At 71.5% G+C, this 19,570-nt stretch carries 11 protein-coding genes; 8 read left to right on the plus strand and 3 right to left on the minus strand.

The genetic code is table 11. From position 1 onward, the window contains the following. Window positions 1–384: 384 nt before the first annotated feature. From gltB to AC6I72_RS23750, 3 genes are all read left to right on the plus strand, one after another. Entirely contained in the window at window positions 385–4,905 is a 4,521-nt protein-coding gene (gltB, locus tag AC6I72_RS23740; RefSeq protein ID WP_498003225.1) for a glutamate synthase large subunit, read from the plus strand. Continuing rightward, on the plus strand, window positions 4,898–6,361 hold the full coding sequence (locus AC6I72_RS23745; protein WP_498003226.1) for a glutamate synthase subunit beta: 1,464 nt from the start codon (window positions 4,898–4,900) through the stop codon (window positions 6,359–6,361). The genes gltB and AC6I72_RS23745 overlap by 8 nt, the downstream gene beginning before the upstream one ends. A gap of 200 nt (window positions 6,362–6,561) precedes the next feature. Continuing rightward, window positions 6,562–7,281, plus strand: a complete 720-nt coding sequence (locus AC6I72_RS23750; protein ID WP_498003227.1) for a VWA domain-containing protein — start codon at window positions 6,562–6,564, stop codon at window positions 7,279–7,281. A 263-nt stretch (window positions 7,282–7,544) separates the two neighbouring features. Here AC6I72_RS23750 and AC6I72_RS23755 read toward each other — a convergent pair whose 3' ends face one another. Next, window positions 7,545–8,444, minus strand: a complete 900-nt coding sequence (locus tag AC6I72_RS23755; RefSeq protein WP_498003228.1) for a hypothetical protein — start codon at window positions 8,442–8,444, stop codon at window positions 7,545–7,547. 118 nt (window positions 8,445–8,562) lie between these two features. Here AC6I72_RS23755 and AC6I72_RS23760 point away from each other — a divergent pair, with 118 nt between their 5' ends. The 3 genes from AC6I72_RS23760 (at window position 8,563) to AC6I72_RS23770 (ending at window position 12,664) form a co-directional block, all read left to right on the plus strand. Continuing rightward, window positions 8,563–8,913, plus strand: a complete 351-nt coding sequence (locus tag AC6I72_RS23760) for a chorismate mutase (protein ID WP_037863577.1) — start codon at window positions 8,563–8,565, stop codon at window positions 8,911–8,913. Between the two features lie 159 nt (window positions 8,914–9,072). Beyond that, window positions 9,073–11,619 carry an aminopeptidase N gene (gene pepN, locus AC6I72_RS23765; protein ID WP_498003229.1) on the plus strand — a complete coding sequence of 849 codons (2,547 nt, stop codon included), beginning with the start codon at window positions 9,073–9,075 and terminating at the stop codon, window positions 11,617–11,619. Window positions 11,620–11,830: 211 nt separating this feature from the next. Further along, entirely contained in the window at window positions 11,831–12,664 is an 834-nt protein-coding gene (locus AC6I72_RS23770) for an NAD(P)H-binding protein (RefSeq protein WP_498003230.1), read from the plus strand. Window positions 12,665–12,692: 28 nt separating this feature from the next. Here AC6I72_RS23770 and AC6I72_RS23775 read toward each other — a convergent pair whose 3' ends face one another. Further along, window positions 12,693–13,895, minus strand: a complete 1,203-nt coding sequence (locus AC6I72_RS23775; RefSeq protein ID WP_497999502.1) for an IS110 family RNA-guided transposase — start codon at window positions 13,893–13,895, stop codon at window positions 12,693–12,695. 886 nt (window positions 13,896–14,781) lie between these two features. Between AC6I72_RS23775 and AC6I72_RS23780 the strand changes: the two genes are divergently transcribed. Next, window positions 14,782–16,101 (plus strand): pyridoxal phosphate-dependent decarboxylase family protein, encoded by a 1,320-nt coding sequence (locus tag AC6I72_RS23780; RefSeq protein ID WP_498004795.1) that lies wholly within the window; start codon window positions 14,782–14,784, stop codon window positions 16,099–16,101. Then, a complete protein-coding gene (locus tag AC6I72_RS23785) occupies window positions 16,098–17,537 on the plus strand; it encodes a lysine N(6)-hydroxylase/L-ornithine N(5)-oxygenase family protein (protein WP_498003231.1) in 1,440 nt (479 codons plus the stop codon). The genes AC6I72_RS23780 and AC6I72_RS23785 overlap by 4 nt, the downstream gene beginning before the upstream one ends. A 75-nt stretch (window positions 17,538–17,612) precedes the next feature. Here the strand turns inward: AC6I72_RS23785 and AC6I72_RS23790 are convergent, their stop codons facing one another. Next, a complete protein-coding gene (locus AC6I72_RS23790; RefSeq protein ID WP_498003232.1) occupies window positions 17,613–19,433 on the minus strand; it encodes a bifunctional metallophosphatase/5'-nucleotidase in 1,821 nt (606 codons plus the stop codon). Window positions 19,434–19,570 lie beyond the last annotated feature (137 nt).

Consider the following 19,570-nt stretch of genomic DNA (forward strand, 5'->3'; position numbering starts at 1 on the left):
TGAGGCCCGCCGCGCACCCCTGGGACGGGTGGCGACGCCGCCCACCCCCGCCTTCCTGGGCCCGGCCGAGGGCCAGGGATCCGAACGATTCCCGCCTCCCGCCGGCCCCCGCACAGACCTCCACCGCCGGGCGCGGAAACCCCCGCCGCCGACCCCGCGGTGTCCGCATGCTGGAACGGAGTATCCGGTTCCCGAGAACCGCTCCATCATGTAACCTGCACGAAATTTCGCACTTCACGCAGAGGGCCAACGTCGTCCCTCGGCACCAGCACATGCCAGATGACGACGACGGGAGAGCCGATGCGTACGCCGCGCCAGCCGTCCCAGCACTCCGCGAATGGCCAGAACTGGTCGTTCATGGATGCTCGCCCTGCTGCGCAGGGTATGTACGACCCCCGCGACGAGCACGACGCCTGCGGCGTCGGATTCGTGGCCACCCTCACCGGCGAGGCGAGCCATGCGCTGGTCGAGCAGGCGCTCACGGTTCTGCGCAACCTGGAGCACCGCGGCGCCACCGGCTCCGAGCCCGACTCGGGCGACGGCGCCGGCATCCTCTCCCAGGTGCCCGACGCGTTCCTGCGCGAGGTGGCCGGATTCGAACTGCCCGCCGCCGGTGCCTACGCCGTCGGCATCGCCTTCCTGCCCGAGGAGGGCACCGAGGACGCCGTCTCGCGCATCGAGACGATCGCCGCCGAGGAGGGCCTGACCGTCCTCGGCTGGCGCGAGGTCCCCGTGGCCCCCGCACTGCTCGGCGCCACCGCCCGCTCCACCATGCCCGCCTTCCGCCAGCTGTTCGTCGGCGACGGCGTGAGCGAGGGCATCGCCCTGGACCGCAAGGCGTTCGTGCTGCGCAAGCGCGCCGAGCGCGAGGCCGGCGTCTACTTCCCCTCGCTGTCCGCGCGCACCATCGTCTACAAGGGCATGCTGACCACCGGCCAGCTCGAACCCTTCTTCCCGGACCTGTCCGACCGCCGCTTCGCCTCCGCGATCGCGCTCGTGCACTCCCGGTTCTCCACGAACACCTTCCCGAGCTGGCCGCTCGCCCACCCCTACCGGTTCGTCGCCCACAACGGCGAGATCAACACCGTCAAGGGCAACCGCAACTGGATGCGCGCCCGCGAGTCCCAGCTCGCCTCGCAGCTGTTCGGCGGCGACGGGAACCTGGAGCGGATCTTCCCGATCTGCACCCCGGACGCCTCCGACTCCGCCTCCTTCGACGAGGTCCTGGAACTCCTGCACCTCGGCGGACGCTCGCTGCCGCACTCCGTGCTGATGATGATCCCGGAGGCGTGGGAGAACCACGAGTCCATGAACATCAAGGACTCGGCCCGCCGCGCGTTCTACGAGTACCACTCCACGATGATGGAGCCCTGGGACGGCCCGGCCTGCGTCACCTTCACCGACGGCACCCAGGTCGGCGCCGTCCTCGACCGCAACGGCCTGCGCCCCGGCCGCTACTGGGTCACCGACGACGGCCTCGTCGTCCTCGGCTCCGAGGTCGGCGTCCTGGACATCGACCCCGCCAAGGTCGTCCGCAAGGGCCGCCTGCAGCCCGGCCGCATGTTCCTCGTCGACACCGCCCAGCACCGCATCATCGAGGACGACGAGATCAAGGCGTCCCTCGCCGCCGAGCAGCCGTACGCCGAATGGCTCCAGGCCGGCGAGATCGAGCTGGGCGACCTGCCCGAGCGCGAGCACATCGTCCACACCCACGCCTCGGTCACCCGCCGCCAGCAGACCTTCGGCTACACCGAGGAAGAGCTGCGCGTCATCCTCGCCCCGATGGCCAAGACCGGCGCCGAGCCGATCGGCTCCATGGGCACCGACAGCCCCATCGCCGCCCTCTCCGAGCGGCCCCGCCTGCTCTTCGACTACTTCACCCAGCTCTTCGCGCAGGTCACCAACCCGCCGCTGGACGCCATCCGCGAGGAACTCGTCACCTCCCTGCGCTCCTCGCTCGGCCCGCAGGGCAACCTCCTGGACCCCACCGCGGCCTCCTGCCGCAGCGTCGTCCTGCCCTTCCCGGTGATCGACAACGACGAGCTGGCCAAGCTCATCCACATCAACGCCGACGGCGACATGCCCGGCTTCAAGGCCGCCACCCTCTCCGGCCTGTACCGGGTCTCCGGCGGCGGCCAGGCGCTGGCCGCGCGGATCGAGGAGATCTGCGCCGAGGCCGACGCCGCCATCGACAACGGCGCCCGCCTGATCGTCCTGTCGGACCGGCACTCCGACGCCGAGCACGCGCCGATCCCCTCGCTGCTGCTCACCGCGGCCGTCCACCACCACCTCATCCGCACCAAGCAGCGCACCCACGTGGGCCTGCTCGTCGAGGCCGGCGACGTCCGCGAGGTCCACCACGTCGCCCTGCTCATCGGCTACGGCGCCGCCGCCGTCAACCCCTACCTGGCGATGGAGTCCGTCGAGGACCTCGTCCGCGCCGGCACCTTCCTGCCGGACATCGAACCCGAGAAGGCCATCCGCAACCTGATCTACGCCCTCGGCAAGGGCGTCCTGAAGGTCATGTCCAAGATGGGCATCTCCACGGTCGCCTCCTACCGCGGCGCCCAGGTCTTCGAGGCCGTCGGCCTGGACGACGCCTTCGTCGAGAAGTACTTCGACGGCACCACCACCAAGATCGGCGGCGTCGGCATCGACGTCATCGCCCAGGAGGTCGCCGCCCGCCACGCCAAGGCCTACCCCGTCTCCGGCATCGCCCCGGCGCACCGCGCCCTGGACATCGGCGGCGAGTACCAGTGGCGCCGCGAGGGCGAACCGCACCTGTTCGACCCGGAGACCGTCTTCCGCCTCCAGCACTCCACGCGCTCGGGCCGCTACGACATCTTCAAGAAGTACACCGACCGCGTGAACGAGCAGTCCGAGCGCCTGATGACGCTGCGCGGCCTGTTCGGCTTCACCTCCGACCGCGCCCCGATCCCCGTCGACGAGGTCGAGCCGGTCTCCGAGATCGTCAAGCGCTTCTCCACCGGCGCCATGTCGTACGGCTCCATCTCCAAGGAGGCGCACGAGACCCTCGCCATCGCCATGAACCAGCTGGGCGGCAAGTCCAACACCGGTGAGGGCGGCGAGGACCCCGACCGCCTGTACGACCCGGCGCGCCGCTCCGCGATCAAGCAGGTCGCCTCCGGCCGCTTCGGCGTCACCAGCGAGTACCTGGTCAACTCCGACGACATCCAGATCAAGATGGCCCAGGGCGCCAAGCCCGGCGAGGGCGGCCAGCTGCCCGGCCACAAGGTCTACCCGTGGGTCGCCAAGACCCGGCACAGCACTCCCGGCGTGGGCCTCATCTCCCCGCCGCCGCACCACGACATCTACTCCATCGAGGACCTCGCCCAGCTCATCCACGACCTGAAGAACGCCAACCCGGCCGCCCGCATCCACGTGAAGCTGGTCTCCGAGGTCGGCGTCGGCACGGTCGCGGCGGGCGTGTCCAAGGCGCACGCGGACGTCGTGCTGATCTCCGGCCACGACGGCGGCACCGGCGCCTCCCCGCTGACCTCGCTGAAGCACGCGGGCGGCCCCTGGGAACTCGGCCTGGCCGAGACCCAGCAGACCCTGCTCCTCAACGGCCTGCGCGACCGGATCGTCGTCCAGACCGACGGCCAGCTCAAGACCGGCCGCGACGTCGTCATCGCCGCCCTGCTCGGCGCCGAGGAGTTCGGCTTCGCCACCGCCCCGCTCGTCGTCTCCGGCTGCGTCATGATGCGCGTCTGCCACCTGGACACCTGCCCGGTCGGCATCGCCACCCAGAACCCGGTGCTGCGCGACCGCTTCGCCGGCAAGGCCGAGTACGTGGTGAACTTCTTCAGGTTCATCGCCGAGGAGGTCCGCGAACTCCTCGCCGAACTCGGCTTCCGCTCCATCGAGGAGGCCGTCGGCCACGCCGAGATCCTCGACGTCACCCGCGCCGTCGACCACTGGAAGGCACAGGGCCTCGACCTGGCACCGCTCTTCCACGTGCCCGAGCTGCCCGAAGGCGCCGCCCGCCACCAGGTGATCACCCAGGACCACGGCCTGGAGAAGGCACTCGACAACGAGCTGATCAAGCTCGCCGCCGACGCCCTCGCCGCACCCGGCGCCACCGAGGCCCAGCCGGTGCGCGCCCAGGTCGCCATCCGCAACATCAACCGCACCGTCGGCACCATGCTCGGCCACGAGGTGACGAAGAAGTTCGGCGGCGCCGGACTGCCCGACGACACCATCGACATCACCTTCACCGGCTCCGCCGGCCAGTCCTTCGGCGCCTTCCTCCCGCGCGGCATCACCCTGCGCCTGGAGGGCGACGCCAACGACTACGTCGGCAAGGGCCTGTCCGGCGGCCGCATCGTCGTCCGCCCCGACCGCGCCGCCGACCACCTCGCCGAGTACAGCGTCATCGCCGGCAACACCCTCGCCTACGGCGCCACCGGCGGCGAGATGTTCCTGCGCGGCCGCACCGGCGAACGGTTCTGCGTGCGCAACTCCGGCGCCCTCGTCGTCTCCGAGGGCGTGGGCGACCACGGCTGCGAGTACATGACCGGCGGCCACGCCGTCGTCCTCGGCGAGACCGGGCGCAACTTCGCGGCCGGCATGTCCGGCGGCATCGCCTACGTGATCGACCTGGACCGCGACCACGTCAACGCCGGCAACCTCGACGCCGTCGAGGCCCTGGACGAGACGGACCGGCAGTGGCTGCACGACGTCGTGCGCCGCCACGCCGAGGAGACCGGCTCCACCGTCGCAGAGAAGCTGCTCGCCGACTGGTCCGCCTCCGCCGACCGCTTCAGCAAGATCATCCCCCGTACGTACAAGGCAGTGCTCGCCGCCAAGGACGCCGCCGAGCGAGCCGGTCTGTCCGAGACCGAGATCACCGAGAAGATGATGGAGGCGGCGATCAATGGCTGACCCGAAGGGCTTTTTGAACCACGGCCGCGAGGTCGCCACGTCCCGCCCGGTCGAGGAGCGCAAGAAGGACTGGAACGAGGTCTACGTCCCCGGCTCCCTGCTGCCGATCATCTCCAAGCAGGCCAGCCGGTGCATGGACTGCGGCATCCCGTTCTGCCACAACGGCTGTCCGCTCGGAAACCTCATCCCCGAGTGGAACGACTACGCCTACCGCGAGGACTGGGCCGCCGCCCAGGAACGCCTGCACGCGACCAACAACTTCCCCGAGTTCACCGGTCGCCTCTGCCCGGCCCCCTGCGAGTCGGCGTGCGTGCTCGGCATCAACCAGCAGCCGGTCACCATCAAGAACGTCGAGGTCTCCATCATCGACAAGGCGTGGGAGACCGGGGACGTCGCCCCGCAGATCCCCGAGCGCCTGTCCGGCAAGACCGTCGCCGTCATCGGCTCCGGCCCGGCCGGCCTCGCCGCCGCCCAGCAGCTCACCCGGGCCGGCCACACCGTCGCCGTCTACGAACGCGCGGACCGCATCGGAGGCCTCCTGCGGTACGGCATCCCCGAGTTCAAGATGGAGAAGCGGCACATCAACCGCCGTATCGAGCAGATGCGCGCGGAAGGCACCCGCTTCCGCACCGGCGTCGAGGTCGGCCGCGACATCCTGGCCACGGACCTGAAGAAGCGCTACGACGCCGTCGTCATCGCCGCCGGCGCCACCACCGCCCGTGACCTGCCCGTGCCCGGCCGCGAACTCAACGGCATCCACCAGGCCATGGAGTACCTGCCGCTGTCCAACAAGGTCCAGGAAGGCGACTACGTCACCGCGCCGATCTCGGCCGAGGGCAAGCACGTCGTCGTCATCGGCGGCGGCGACACCGGCGCCGACTGCGTGGGCACCGCCCACCGCCAGGGCGCCGCCTCCGTCACCCAGCTGGAGATCATGCCCCGCCCGAACGACGAGCGGCACCCGACCCAGCAGCCCTGGCCGACCTTCCCGATCCTCTACAAGGTCACCTCGGCCCACGAAGAGGGCGGCGAGCGGATCTACTCCGCCTCCACCACCCACTTCGAGGGCGACGAGGACGGCAACGTACAGTGGCTGCACCTGGCCGAGGTCGAGTTCGTCGACGGCAAGCTCCACCAGAAGCCGGGCACCGAGCGGAAGATCCCCGCGCAGCTGGTCACCCTCGCCATGGGCTTCACCGGCACCGACCGCGCCAACGGCATGGTCGACCAGTTCGGCCTGGAACTCGACGAACGCGGTAACATCGCCCGCGACGCCGACTTCCAGACCAACGTGCCCGGAGTGTTCGTCGCCGGTGACGCGGGCCGCGGCCAGTCGCTCATCGTGTGGGCGATCGCCGAGGGCCGCTCGGCAGCCCGCGGTGCCGACCGGTACCTGACCGGTGCCAGCGACCTGCCGGCCCCGATCCGCCCGACGGACCGCGCACTGACGGTCTGACCCGCGGCCACCACACAAAGACGTCCCGTACAACGGCGTACGGGCGGGTCATCTGGGGGGACCTCCCCCCAGACCCCCCGTGCCGGCGCCTGCCCGCCCGTCCCCGACCGGACAACAGGGCAGGCGCCGTCGCATGTCCCGAAACCATCCGCCGCGCCCCCGCGTCCCCCATGCTGAACGACAGGGGAGGAGCAGGCGACATGGCCGCGATCAGTCTGAGCAAGGTGGAGGAGACCGCCCCCGCGCTGGTCAGCCTCTACAAGAGCGCCGGGACCTCACTCGTCGAGCACGGGCTCGACCAACAGCGGGCCGCCGTGTACCTCGTCCTCGACCACTCCGGCTCCATGCGCCCCTACTACCGCGACGGCAGCGTGCAGGCCCTCGCCGACCGCGTGCTGTCCCTGTCCGCCCACCTGGACGACGACGGACGCGTCCCCGTGATCTTCTTCTCCACCGACGTCGACGCCGTCAGCGAGATCTCCCTCGACGACCACCAAGGCGGCATCCGGCGCATCGCCGCCGGTCTCGCCCACATGGGCCGCACCCACTACGAAGCCGCCATGGACGCCGTCATCGACCACTACCTCGACTGCGGCGCCACCGACCCGGCCCTGGTGATCTTCCAGACCGACGGCGCCCCCACCAGCAGGGCGGCCGCCGAACGCCACCTGTGCAAGGCCGCGAAACTCCCCCTCTTCTGGCAGTTCATCGGCTTCGGCGACGTCCGCAGCCACCAGTTCGACTTCCTGCGCCGACTCGACGACCTGCCCGTACCCGGCAAGAGGATCGTCGACAACGCCGGCTTCTTCCCCGCCGGCCGCGACCCGCGGCGCCTCACCGACGCCCGGCTCTACGACAGCCTCCTCGCCGAATTCCCCCTCTGGCTGACCGCGGCCCGCGCCCAGGGCATCATCACCTGAGCAGCACCACCACCCACCGGAACGCCACGCCAGGACCACCTCGAAGGACTTCCGCCCGGGCCCCGCCTGACCCCGGACGGCACACCCTAGGCCCTGTCGTCACATTCCCGCCTGCCTCGCGACGCCATGCACGCACTCTCGCCGCACCGGGCCCAGACCCGAGTACGTCCAGTACGAGGGTCAGGGCCCGGCACGCCGAGAGCACGCACCTGACGCCGCGAGGCCCGCCCTCCGGGCGGACGACGGGAATGTGACGACAGGACCTAGGTATCGCACTCCAGCACCGTCCGGCACAACCCGCACCGCGCCCGCACCCTGCCCCGCACCGGCACCCTGATCCGCTGATGACACGTCGGACACGGGAACGACACCCGCAGCGGATCGGAACCACCCGCCGTGAACGAGTACGGCACACCCGCCGCCGCCCCCGCCCCCCGGACGTGCTCCTGGGCGTACCGCCGCTCCCGCGCATAACGGCGGCGCCCCGCCCACCCCGCCGCCGTCAGCGGCGGCTGCCGCCCGTCCTCCCGCGCCCGCGCCAGACCCTTCACGTACGCCTCATAACCCTGCGCACTGGTGAACCACGTCGAAGGATCCTCCCCGAACACCAGCGCCCGCTTGCCCAGCACGTAACCGAACTCCTCCGGCGTGAGATAGCCCAGCTTCTGCGAGGACGCCCCGTCCTCCCGGAACGCGTCCAGCAGCAGCCAGCCCGCCCCCAGATACGTCGCCGCCGTGTCCGTCAGGATCTCGTTGTCCCGCGTCCCCGGGAACGACAGGTCCAGCCGGTGCAGATAGACGTGCATCACCTCGTGCGCCAGCGCCGCCCCGATGTCCCTGCGATGCGTACGGAACCGGTCGTTCAGCTCGACGAAATACTCCGGGCCCGCCGTCAGCTCCACGTTCGCCGCATGCGTCATCTCCCGGAAACTCACGATCAGCCGCGCATCCGGCAACCCGTAGTGCCGCACCAGCTCCCGGGCCACCCGCTGCGCCCCCAGATGCAGATCGTCACTGTCGCAGAACGCCACGTCCACCGGCGCCACACTCGTCGCGAACGTCCGCACCGTCTCGTACGACAACCGCCGGTACAGCGCCGTGATCGCGGCACGCACCGTCTCCAGATGCGGGAAGCCGTGCTCGACCGGTCCGCCGTCCGCCACGTCCGCACCCCCAAAGACGCCCCTGAACCCCTTCCCACTCTACGGCCCGCCCCCCTGGACGGCCCGCCCACCGGACACCCCCGGCCACGGCCCCGCCCACCCCGTAGGGTTGACCCCCATGACCACCAGCAGCACCGGTAACGGCGACGTCGACCCCGCCGTCCGCAAGGAACTCGCACGGCTGCGCGACAGCATCGACAACATCGACGCGGCCGTCGTCCACATGCTCGCCGAACGCTTCAAAGCCACCCAGCAGGTCGGCCACCTCAAGGCCGCCCACCAGCTCCCGCCCGCCGACCCGGCCCGCGAAGCCCGCCAGATCGCCCGCCTGCGCGGCCTGGCCGAGGACGCCAGACTCGACCCCGCCTTCGCCGAGAAATTCCTCAACTTCATCATCGCCGAAGTCATCCGCCACCACGAACGCATCGCCGAGGACTCCACCGGCGACCGACCCGCCACCACCAGCTGAACCGAGCCCCCGCACGCCCCTCGCGCGCCGGCCCCACCGGCGCGCACGCCCCCGTCCACGCCCCCGGCGCACCCCCGCACAGCCCGGCGAAGCCCCTCCCCGAGCCCGTCCTCCGAACCCCCTCGTGCCCCGCCCCCGCCATCAGGCAGCATGGCGTCCATGTCCGTACTCACGCGCGACGAAGCGCAGACCCGTGCCCAGCTCCTCGACGTCCACCACTACACCGTCGACCTCGACCTGACCGGCGGCGAGGACACCTTCGACTCCCGCACCGAGATCCGGTTCACCGTACGCACCGGCCCCGACGGCACAGGCAGCACGGACACCTTCGTCGAGCTGAAGCCCGCCGAACTGCGCTCCGCCACCCTCGACGGACACCCCCTCGACCCCACCGCCCTCACCGGCAACCGCCTCCCCCTGACCGGCCTCACCCCCGGCGCACACACACTGCGCATCGACGCCCTCATGCGCTACTCCCGCACCGGCGAAGGCATGCACCGCTTCACCGACCCCTCCGACGGCGAGACCTACGTCTACACCCAGCTCTTCATGGAAGACGTCCAGCGCGTCTTCGCCGCCTTCGACCAGCCCGACCTCAAAGCCGTCTTCGACCTCACCGTCACCGCCCCCGACGGCTGGACCGTCCTCGCCAACGGCATCACCGAACACACCGGCGACGGCACCTGGAAAGCCGCCACCACCCCGCCCGTCTCCACCTACCTCGTCGCCGTCGCCGCCGGCCCCTGGCACTCCGTACGCACCGAACACCGCGGCCTGCCCTTCGGCCTCCACTGCCGCCGCTCCCTCGCCCCCCACCTCGACGCCGACGCCGACGAGATCCTCGGCGTCACCCGCGCCTGCTTCGACCGCTACCACGAGAAGTTCGACGAGCCCTACCCCTTCGACTCCTACGACCAGGCCTTCGTCCCCGAATTCAACGCCGGCGCCATGGAGAACCCCGGACTCGTCACCTTCCGCGACGAGTTCGTCTACCGCTCCGCCGTCACCGACACCGAACGCCAGACCCGCGCCATGGTCATCGCCCACGAAATGGCCCACATGTGGTTCGGCGACCTCGTCACCCTCAAGTGGTGGGACGACATCTGGCTCAACGAGTCCTTCGCCGAGTACATGGGCTACCAGACCACCGCCGAAGCCACCCGCTTCACCGGCACCTGGACCGAGTTCGGCCTCTCCCGCAAATCCTGGGGCTACGACGCCGACCAGCGCCCCTCCACCCACCCCGTCGCCCCCGAGAACGTCGAGGACACCGCCTCCGCCCTCCTCAACTTCGACGGCATCTCCTACGCCAAGGGCGCCTCCGCCCTGCGCCAGCTCGTCGCCTGGCTCGGCGAGAAGGACTTCCTCGCCGGCATCAACACCCACTTCCGACGGCACAAGTTCGCCAACGCCACCCTCGCCGACTTCATCGACTCCCTCGCCTCCGCCACCGACCGCGACGTCCACGCCTGGGCCCAGGCCTGGCTGCGCACCACCGGCGTCGACACCCTCACCCCCCGCATCGCCCCGGCCGCCGACGGCACCTGCACCCTCACCGTCGACCACCACGGCAGCCGCCCCCACCACATCACCGCCGGCCTCTACGACCAGGACCTCACCGACGAGGGACGCCTCACCCTGCGCACCCGCCTCCCGCTCGACATCCCCCACACCGGACCCCACCCCATCGGCAAACGCCCCGCCCTGCTCGTCCTCAACGACGGCGACCTCACCTACGCCAAGATCCGCTTCGAGCCCGAATCCTTCCGCGCCGTCCGCGAAGGCCTGTCCGCACTGCCCGACCCGCTCACCCGCGCCGTCGTCTGGAACGCCCTGCGCGACGCCGTCCGCGACGGCGAACTCCCCGCCGGCACCTACCTCGACACCGCGCGCACCCACCTGCCCCACGAGAGCGACCTCGCCCTCGCCGAAGCCGTCCTCGCCTTCGCCCGCACCCACATCGCCGACCGCTACCTCACCCCCGACCGGCGGCCCGCCGCGCTCGCCACCCTCACCGGCCTGTGCCGCGACCTCATCCGCCGCACCGAGGACGGCGACAACCCCGGCCTGCGCCTGATCGCCGTACGCCACTTCATCGACGTCGCCGCCCACCCCGACACCATCGCCGCCTGGCTCGCCGACGGCACCGTCCCCGGCGGCCCCGAACTCGACCCCGAACTGCGCTGGCGCATCCTCGCCCGGCTCGCCGTCCTCGGCGCCACCGACGAGGCCGCCATCGCCGCCGAACTGGACCGCGACCCCTCCGCCACCGGCCAGGAAGGCGCCGCCCGCTGCCGCGCCGCGCTGCCCGACCCGGACGCCAAACGCGCCGCCTGGGACGCCATGTTCACCTCCGACGACCTGTCCAACTACCTGTTCACGGCCACCGCCAGGGGCTTCTGGCAGCCAGAACAGGCCGACCTCGTACGGGACTACGTACCGCGCTACTACGAGGACGCCGTCGCCGTGGCCGCCCGCCGCGGCCCCGCCATCGCCGACGCCGCCGCCCGCTGGGCCTTCCCCGCGCACGCCGTCGACGCCGAGACCCTCCGCCTGGGCGAGGCCTGCCTGGCCGGCGGCGACCCGATCCCCTCCCTGCGCCGCAGGCTCGCCGACCAGCTCGACGACCTGGCCCGCGCGCTGCGCGTCCGCCAGGCCCAGGAGACAGGGGAGCCGCAGACCCCGGCGCAGGTGCCGCAGCCGTAGGGGAGGCGCGGACGCGGACGCGAGCGTGGCAGCCGGCGAAGACGCAGGCGCCTTCGCCGGCTGCCGGACGGGGGCGTACGACCGGGACGTACGACCCGGGACGTACGACGCACCTGGTCCCTGACGACGATGCGGAGGCCGATCGTCCTTTCTAGGCTCGCAGGCCTGAAGGGTGATCAGCCCGAGACCAGCCCGAGCCACGGAGGAAACCGTGATCGTAGTCACCGGCGCCACCGGAAACGTCGGCCGTGCCCTCGTCGAGCGCCTCGCCGCCGCCGGCCGGCCCGTGCGGGCGCTGACCCGCGACCCGCAGCGGGCCGGACTGCCCGGACACGCCGAGGTGGTCCGGTTCCAGCCGGACGACCCGGCCGCCCTGTTCACCGGAGCGAGCGGACTCTTCCTCTACGTCCAGGCCGCCGGCGACCGCACCGCCGAGTTCCTCGCGGCGGCGCGCGAGGCGGGCGTCCGGCACGTGGTCTTCCTGTCCTCCGCGATCATCCACGAGGGCGCGGACGAGACCCACCCCATCCACGTCATGCACGCCGGCGTGGAACGGGCCGTCCGCGACAGCGGCCTGGAGTGGACGTTCCTGCGCCCGGGCGCCTTCGCCACCAACGCCTTCCAGTGGGCCGGGCAGATCCGCGCCGGGGACACCGTCCGCGGAGTCTTCGGGAACGGCACGAGCGCGCCCATCCACGAGGACGACATCGCCGCCGTCGCCGAACGCGCCCTCCTGGACGGCGGCCACGAGGGCGCCGTCCACCGCCTCACCGGACCCGAGGCCATCAGCAACGCCGACCAGGTCGCGGCGATCGGCCACGCCCTCGGCCGGGAGCTGACCTTCACCGAGGTGCCGCCCGAGGAGGCCGGACCCGAACTCTTCCCGCACGTCCCGCCGCACGCGCTGCAGGGCCTGCTGAACACCCTGCGCGACTCCGTCGGCGCGACCCCCGAGATCACCGACACCGTGGAGAAGATCACCGGCACCCCGGCCCGCACCTTCGCCCAGTGGGCGAAGGACCACACGGCGGACTTCCGCGCCTGACCCCCGGGGGGTGCCTCTATGTCTTTCGTCAAGCGAGTCGAGGGTTCCTCGGTTCGTAGAAGGTTCCGTCGCGGAGCATGGCGAACAGGACGCTGATGCGGTGGCGGGCGAGGCGGAGGAGGGCCTGGGTGTGGGTCTTGCCGCGGGCTCGGCAGCGGTCGTAGTAGGTGCGGGAGGCGGGATCGTGGAGGGCTGCGAACGCGGAGAGGAACATCGCCCGTTTCAGCTGCCGGTTCCCGCCTCTGGGGGCGTGTTCACCATGGATCGACGTGCCGGACTGCCGGGTTGCCGGGGCGAGGCCGGCGTAGGAGGCCAGGTGGGCGGCGGTGGGAAAGCTGCTGCCGTCACCGACGGTGGTCAGGAGGACTGCGGCGGTCCTGACTCCGATGCCGGGCATCGACGTCAGGACCTCGGAAAGAGGGTGGGCCTCCAGCAGGGCTTCGATCCTGGCCTGAAGGGCCCGGCGTTGTTCGTGGACGGCGGCCAGCGACTTCGCCAGCGACGGGACGATCACGTCGAGAGTGCCGGTGCCGGGGACGGTGACGGTCTGTTCGTCGAGTGCGGTGAAGATGTCGTCGACCAGCCGCTCGGCCATCCGCGGTGCCCTCGGACGGACGATCTCGACCAGCCTGCGGCGGCCTGCCTTGCGCAGGGCCTGCGGGGATCCGTAGCGCTCGAGGAGCCAGGTGACGGCCTGGTGGTCCAGGCGGGGGCCGAGGACGCGTTCGAGGCTGGGGTGGAACTGGGTGAGCAGGCCGCGGATGCGGTTGGAGGTGCGGTTGGCCTCGCCGGCGAGGTCCTGGTCGAAGCCGACCAGCATGGTCAGCTCGGCGGTGGCCTCGTCGGTCAGGTCGAGGGTGCGCAGGGTGTGGGGCATGGTGCGGGCGGCGTCCGCGATGACGGCGGCGTCCTTCGCGTCGGTCTTGGCCTCGCCGGGGTAGAGGTCGGCGATCCTGCGCATTGCCAGGCCGGGCAGGTAGGCGACCTGGCAGCCGGTGTCCCGGGCGACGGTCAGCGGCAGGGCGCCGATGGAGGCGGGCTGGTCCACGACCACCAGGACGGTGCCGAACTTGGTCTTGAGCTTGTCGAAGACGGCCCGCAGCTTTGGTTCGCTGTTCGGCAACGCCTTGTCGAAGACCGTCTTCCCGGCCGGGGTCAGACCGTGTCCGTGATGCGTCTGCTTGCCGACGTCCAGGCCCAGGAAGACGTCCACCCCGTCGATGCTGATCACCGTGCCCCCACATGCGTCGATGCGTGCCGGCCCCAGGGTCGGGAGCCGTTCTCGCGCAGCCACGTTATGCAGACCTGCCGCCCGCGAGCGGCCGGGCATTGCGCCCGGCAGGACGGTGGTCGGACCTCTGATCAGCGTCTCCGACGGCACCCCTCGGACCCGGTGACACCACCCCCCAGGTCATCCGATCGACAGGGGGCAACAGTCATGCCGGGCCCGGAGGCCAGCGGCCCTCTTGCAGGACCGCGAAAAAGATAACGGGGCAGGGCGGGAGCGGGGGAGTGGGGGACGGGGGGCGCCGGGGGCCCGGGTGAGTGGGGTCGAGGGGGGCGCAAGCAGACCAGGGACCCGGGATCTGCGTTCCCAGGGGACGGCCCGGAGCCCCCGCAGGCCCGGCGCTCGGCCGGCGCGGCCGAGCGCCTGCCGCCCGGGCCCCACGTGCTCCTCGCGCGGCAATACCACTTCCGGGTTCCGGTCGTTGGACTTTCCGGGCACCACGGACTCCAGGCGGACAAGCCGGGCGCCCCGCCCCGCGCACCCCGGAGGACAGCCCATGGGTACTCCGCACCCGCCCGCACCCCCAGTACCGCCGACCCCACCGGCCCCCCAGGACCCGGCGGCAACTCCGCAAACCCAGGCTGAGGCACAGGCCCCGCCACGCCCGGAAGTCCCGCGGGGTCCCCATGACCCGGCGGGTCCGCAAGCCTCCCCGGAGGTTCAAGCCCCGCCACGCCCGCAAGTCCCTCCGGACCCAGCCTCACGACCGGACCAGCAAGCCTCACGACCGGACCCGCAAGCCTCACGACCGGACCCGCAAGCCTCACCCCGCCCGCAGAACCCGCCGCCGCCCGCCCCGCTCGCCTCCGGCCACGGCGGCACCCACGCCCTGCGGCCCCTGCTCGACACCGTGCTCGGCGCACTCGACAGCGGACGGCGCGCCCGCGGCGGCCCGCTGCCCGCCGGCGGCCCCGACGCCGTCGCCGCCCGGATCCGTGCCGCCGCCGGTGACCTCCTCCCCGACGACGGCGACCCCCACGCCCTGCGCGCCCTCGTCCACGCCCTCGCCGAAGGCGCCGCCGACCCCGCCGACCCGCTCTGCGCCGCCCACCTGCACTGCCCGCCCCTCGCCGTCGCCACCGCCGCCGACCTCGCCGCCAGCGCCCTCAACCCCTCCCTCGACTCCTGGGACCAGGCCCCCGCCGCCTCCGTCCTCGAAACCCTCGTCACCCACGCCCTGGCCCGGCAGGCAGGACTCACCGACGCCCTCGTCACCACCGGCGGCACCGAGTCCAACCACCTCGCCCTCCTCCTCGCCCGCGAGACCCACCCCGGCATCCGGCTCCTGTGCGGCGCCAACGCCCACCACTCCCTGCCCCGCGCCGCCTGGCTCCTCGGCATGCCCGAACCCGTGATCGTCCCCGCACCCGCCGGCACCCTCGACCCCGCCGCCCTCCACGCGGCCCTCACCGGCCTCGGCGGCCCCCGCACCCCCCTCCTCGTCGCCGCCACCGCCGGAACCACCGACGCCGGCCTCATCGACCCGCTCCCCGAGATCGCCGCCCTCTGCGCCACCCACGGCGCCCGCCTGCACATCGACGCCGCACACGGCGGCGGCCTCCTCTTCAGCGACCGCCACCGCCACCGCCTCACCGGCCTCGACGCCGCCCACACCGTCACCCTCGACCTGCACAAACTGGGCTGGCAGCCCGTCGCCGCCGGCCTCCTCGCCGTCCGCGACCCCGCCGACCTCACCGCCCTGCACCAGCACACCGACTACCTCAACGCCGACGACGACACCGAAGCCGGCCTCCCCGACCTCCTCGGCCGCTCCCTGCGCACCACCCGCCGCCCCGACATCCTCAAGATCGCCGTCACCCTCAAGACCCTCGGCCGCAGCGGCCTCGGCGCCCTCGTCGACCAGGTCTGCGACCTCGCCCGCACCTTCGCCGACCTCATCGACGACCACCCCCGCTTCGAACTCCACGACCGCCCCACCATCAGCACCGTCCTCTTCCGGCCCGCCCACGCCGGCGACGACACCGTCGCCGCCCTGCGCCGCAAACTCCTCACCGACGGCCGGGCCGTCCTCGGCCGCGCCCGCCTCGACGGCCGGCTCTGGCTCAAAGCCACCCTCCTCAACCCCCGCACCCGCCCCGCCGACCTGGCCACCCTCCTCGAACTGGTGGAAGGAACCACCCCCCGATGAACCACCCGGACACCCCCGCACCGCCCCTCCGCCACACCCCCGCCACACCCCGCGACCTCGTCGGCATCGGCATCGGACCGTTCAACCTCTCCCTCGCCGCCCTCGCCCACCCCCTCACCGGACTGTCCACCGCCTTCTACGAACAACGCCCCGGCTTCCACTGGCACCCCGGACTCCTCCTCGACGGCGCCCGCATCCAGGTCCCCTTCCTCGCCGACCTCGTCACCCTCGCCGACCCCACCAGCCACTGGACCTTCCTCAACTACCTCAGATCCCGCGAACGGCTCTTCCCCTTCTACTTCGCCGAACACCTCCACATCCAGCGCGCCGAATACGACGCCTACTGCCGCTGGGTCTCCGACAACCTCCCCGCCCTCCACTACGGCCACCAGGTCGACGCCGTCCGCTGGAACCCCGAACACGCCCTGTTCGAAGTCGACTTCACCCAACTCGACACCGACGGCGAAGCCGAAGCCCTCGGCCGCACCTACACCCGCAACATCGCCATCGGCATCGGCACCGAACCCCACGTCCCCGAACCCCTGCGGCCCCTCGCGAACGCCCCCGGCACCCCCGTCGTCCATGCCGCCGACTACCTCGACCACCGCGACACACTCCTCGCCGCCGGCCACGTCACCGTCGTCGGCTCAGGCCAGTCCGGCGCCGAAGTCTTCCTCGACCTGCTCCGCGCCCGCCCCGCGGGCCGCGAACGCCTCCACTGGATCGGCCGCACCCAGGCCTTCGCCCCCATGGAGTACTCCAAGCTCGGCCTGGAACACTTCACCCCCGACTACACCCGCTACTTCCACGCCCTGCCCGAACCCGTCCGCGACCGGCTCGTCCCCGCCCAATGGCAACTCCACAAGGCCGTCGACGCCGACACCCTCGCCGCCATCCACGACGAGCTCTACCGCCGCACCCTCCACGGCGGCTGGCCCGACACCACCCTCACCCCCGGCGTCCGCGTCCGCACCGCAGGCCGCGTCGCCGGCACCAAAATCGAACTCCACCTCGAACACGTCGAACAGGGCGCCCGCACCAGCCTCACCACCGACGCCGTCGTCCTCGCCACCGGCTACCGGCCCCGCCCCCTCAGCCCCCTCCTCACCGCCCTCGACCCCTACATCCACCGCGACACCGGCGAACGCCCCAGCATCGACGAGCACTACCGCCTCGTCCTCGACCCCGCACTCACCACCGCCGGCTGCCACATCTACGTCCAGAACGCCGAACACCACACCCACGGCGTCGGCACCCCCGACCTCGGCCTCGCCGCCTGGCGCAGCGCCACCATCCTCAACACCGTCACAGGGAAAGCCACCTACCCGCTGCCCGCCCGCACCGCCTTCACCACCTTCGGACTGCAACGACAACGGCCCCAGATCCCACCCGCACACCAGCTCAGGGCACTCACCCCCCTGGCAGACGGAATCTGAGGCCGCCCCCCACCACCGGACCACCCGCCCACCGGTCACAACACCCGCGTACGGTTCAGGACACCGGCGTACCCGTCAGAACACCGGCACACCGTCCCGCGTCAGCCGCCAGTCCACCGACGCGAAGTCCTCCGGATCCAGCACACCCTTCGCCGTCACCCACTCCGCGATCCGGGTCCGGATCTCCGTCGACTCCGACCACAACTCCTTCGCCGACGCCACATGCGGGAACGCCCCACCACCATTGGCCCGGTAGTTGTTCACCGCCAGCACGAACTGCTGCGCGTCATCCAGCGCCACACCCTGATACGTCAGGTTCCTGATCCGCGAACCGGCAGGCTGCGCCACGTCGATGTCGTACGCGAGCCCCGACACATAGTCGTAGTTGTAGTCCGGACGGCCCCCCGCGTTCGTCAGCTTCTCCACGTCCACCGCCGCACCCGCCGCCGTCTGCACGAAATACCCCGCCGAATACTCCAGGTACGCCCGCACCTGCGCACCCGTCATCAGCTTCGCCACCAGCGTGTTGTCGTACACGTACAGACTCGACAGGTCCCGGATCGTCACATCCCCGGCATGGATCTCCGACGTCCGCGAGAACGGCGACGCCTGCGCGATCACCGGCAGCGCCGCATACGCGGTACCCGCCAGCGCCGACCGCACCACGTCCTCCTGCACCTTCGTGATCAGGTCGATGATCGGCGCGTCCTTGTACCGCGCCTCCACCGTCGTCAGCGTCTGCGTCGCCCGGCCCACCACCTGATTGACGTACCCCACGACCTTCTCGTGCTCATCCGCCAGCAACCCGCTGATCCGCGGATCGTCCGCCACCGTGTTCGAGTTGCGCAGCGACGCCGAGACCGACTCCACCTCCCACCGGCCCCGCGAGAACACCAGCTCGATGTCGAACAGCGTCAACCGCTCCGCATAACACAACGGCTCCGACAGCACCACCGTCCGCCCGGACTTCTCGTTGACGACCTTCAGCTCCGGAATCTCCAGATGCGCGTGCCCCACCAGGATCGCGTCGATACCCGGCACCTGCCGCGCCACGTTCGCCGCCGCGTCCTCCACGTACGGCAACTGGTCACCGTACGACGACTGACCCGACGTACCCGAGTGCGCCGACACGATCACCACGTCCGCACCCATCGAACGCAGCTTCGGCACCCACTTCGCCGCCTGCTCCTCCAGACCCGGGAACGTCAACTTCCCCTGCACGTACGCCTTGTCCCAGATCGCGATCCCCGGGTTCGTCAGCCCCAGCACGGCCACCTTCACCGGCCGGGCCCCGTGCACACGGAACTCCTTCATCACGTACGGCGCGAAAGCCGGCCGCTGCGTCCTCGCGTCCAGCGCGTTCGCACCCAGCAACGGGAAGTCGCACTGCTGCTCGAACTTCCGCAGCGTCTCGATACCGTAGTTGAACTCGTGGTTGCCCAGCGCCGCCGCGTCGTACCCGATCGCGTTCATCGCCTGCGCCATCGGGTGCACCGGACCACCCTTCGCGGTGATCGGGTCCACCTTCGCGTAGTAGTACGTCAGCGGAGTGCCCTGGATCGTGTCACCCGCGTCGATGAGCAGCGTGTTCTGCCGCCCCTTCTCCGCACGCACCTGATTCACCAGCGTCGAGATACGCGCCAGACCCTGCGCGTTGCCCGTCGCGTCCTTGTACTCCCCGTCCTTGAAATAATCCCAGTTGAAGACGTGCCCGTGCAGGTCCGTCGTACCCATCACGGTCAGCGAGTACCGCTTGGGGTGCGGGCCCCGCCCGTGCCCGGCACCGGGCGCGGCAGCCGCGGCCTGCGCCGCCGGAGCCGCCGCCGCACCCGTCAGCGCCACCCCCGCCCCGGTCACGGCGGACTTCTTCAGGAACTTCCGGCGGTTCAACGCCATGTCAGGCACTCCTCGCGAAGGATCGGCTTGCGTACGACCGGCCCGCGGCCGGCCCCGCCCGCGGACAGCCCGGCTCACGGACGGTCCGCGGACGAGCGACGACGCGCGTAGATGGACGCGCGTAGATTCTGGCCGGG

It is taken from the genome of Streptomyces sp. Xyl84 (genome assembly GCF_059731885.1).

What these genes read in the sequence shown, in the direction of transcription:
- AC6I72_RS23760 (WP_037863577.1), top strand. Translation starts at nt 8,563, where the DNA reads ATGACCACCAGCAGCACCGGTAACGGCGACGTCGACCCCGCCGTCCGC.
- AC6I72_RS23790 (WP_498003232.1), bottom strand. Translation starts at nt 19,433, where the DNA reads ATGGCGTTGAACCGCCGGAAGTTCCTGAAGAAGTCCGCCGTGACCGGG.
- AC6I72_RS23785 (WP_498003231.1), top strand. Translation starts at nt 16,098, where the DNA reads ATGAACCACCCGGACACCCCCGCACCGCCCCTCCGCCACACCCCCGCC.
- AC6I72_RS23750 (WP_498003227.1), top strand. Translation starts at nt 6,562, where the DNA reads ATGGCCGCGATCAGTCTGAGCAAGGTGGAGGAGACCGCCCCCGCGCTG.
- AC6I72_RS23745 (WP_498003226.1), top strand. Translation starts at nt 4,898, where the DNA reads ATGGCTGACCCGAAGGGCTTTTTGAACCACGGCCGCGAGGTCGCCACG.
- pepN (WP_498003229.1), top strand. Translation starts at nt 9,073, where the DNA reads ATGTCCGTACTCACGCGCGACGAAGCGCAGACCCGTGCCCAGCTCCTC.
- gltB (WP_498003225.1), top strand. Translation starts at nt 385, where the DNA reads ATGTACGACCCCCGCGACGAGCACGACGCCTGCGGCGTCGGATTCGTG.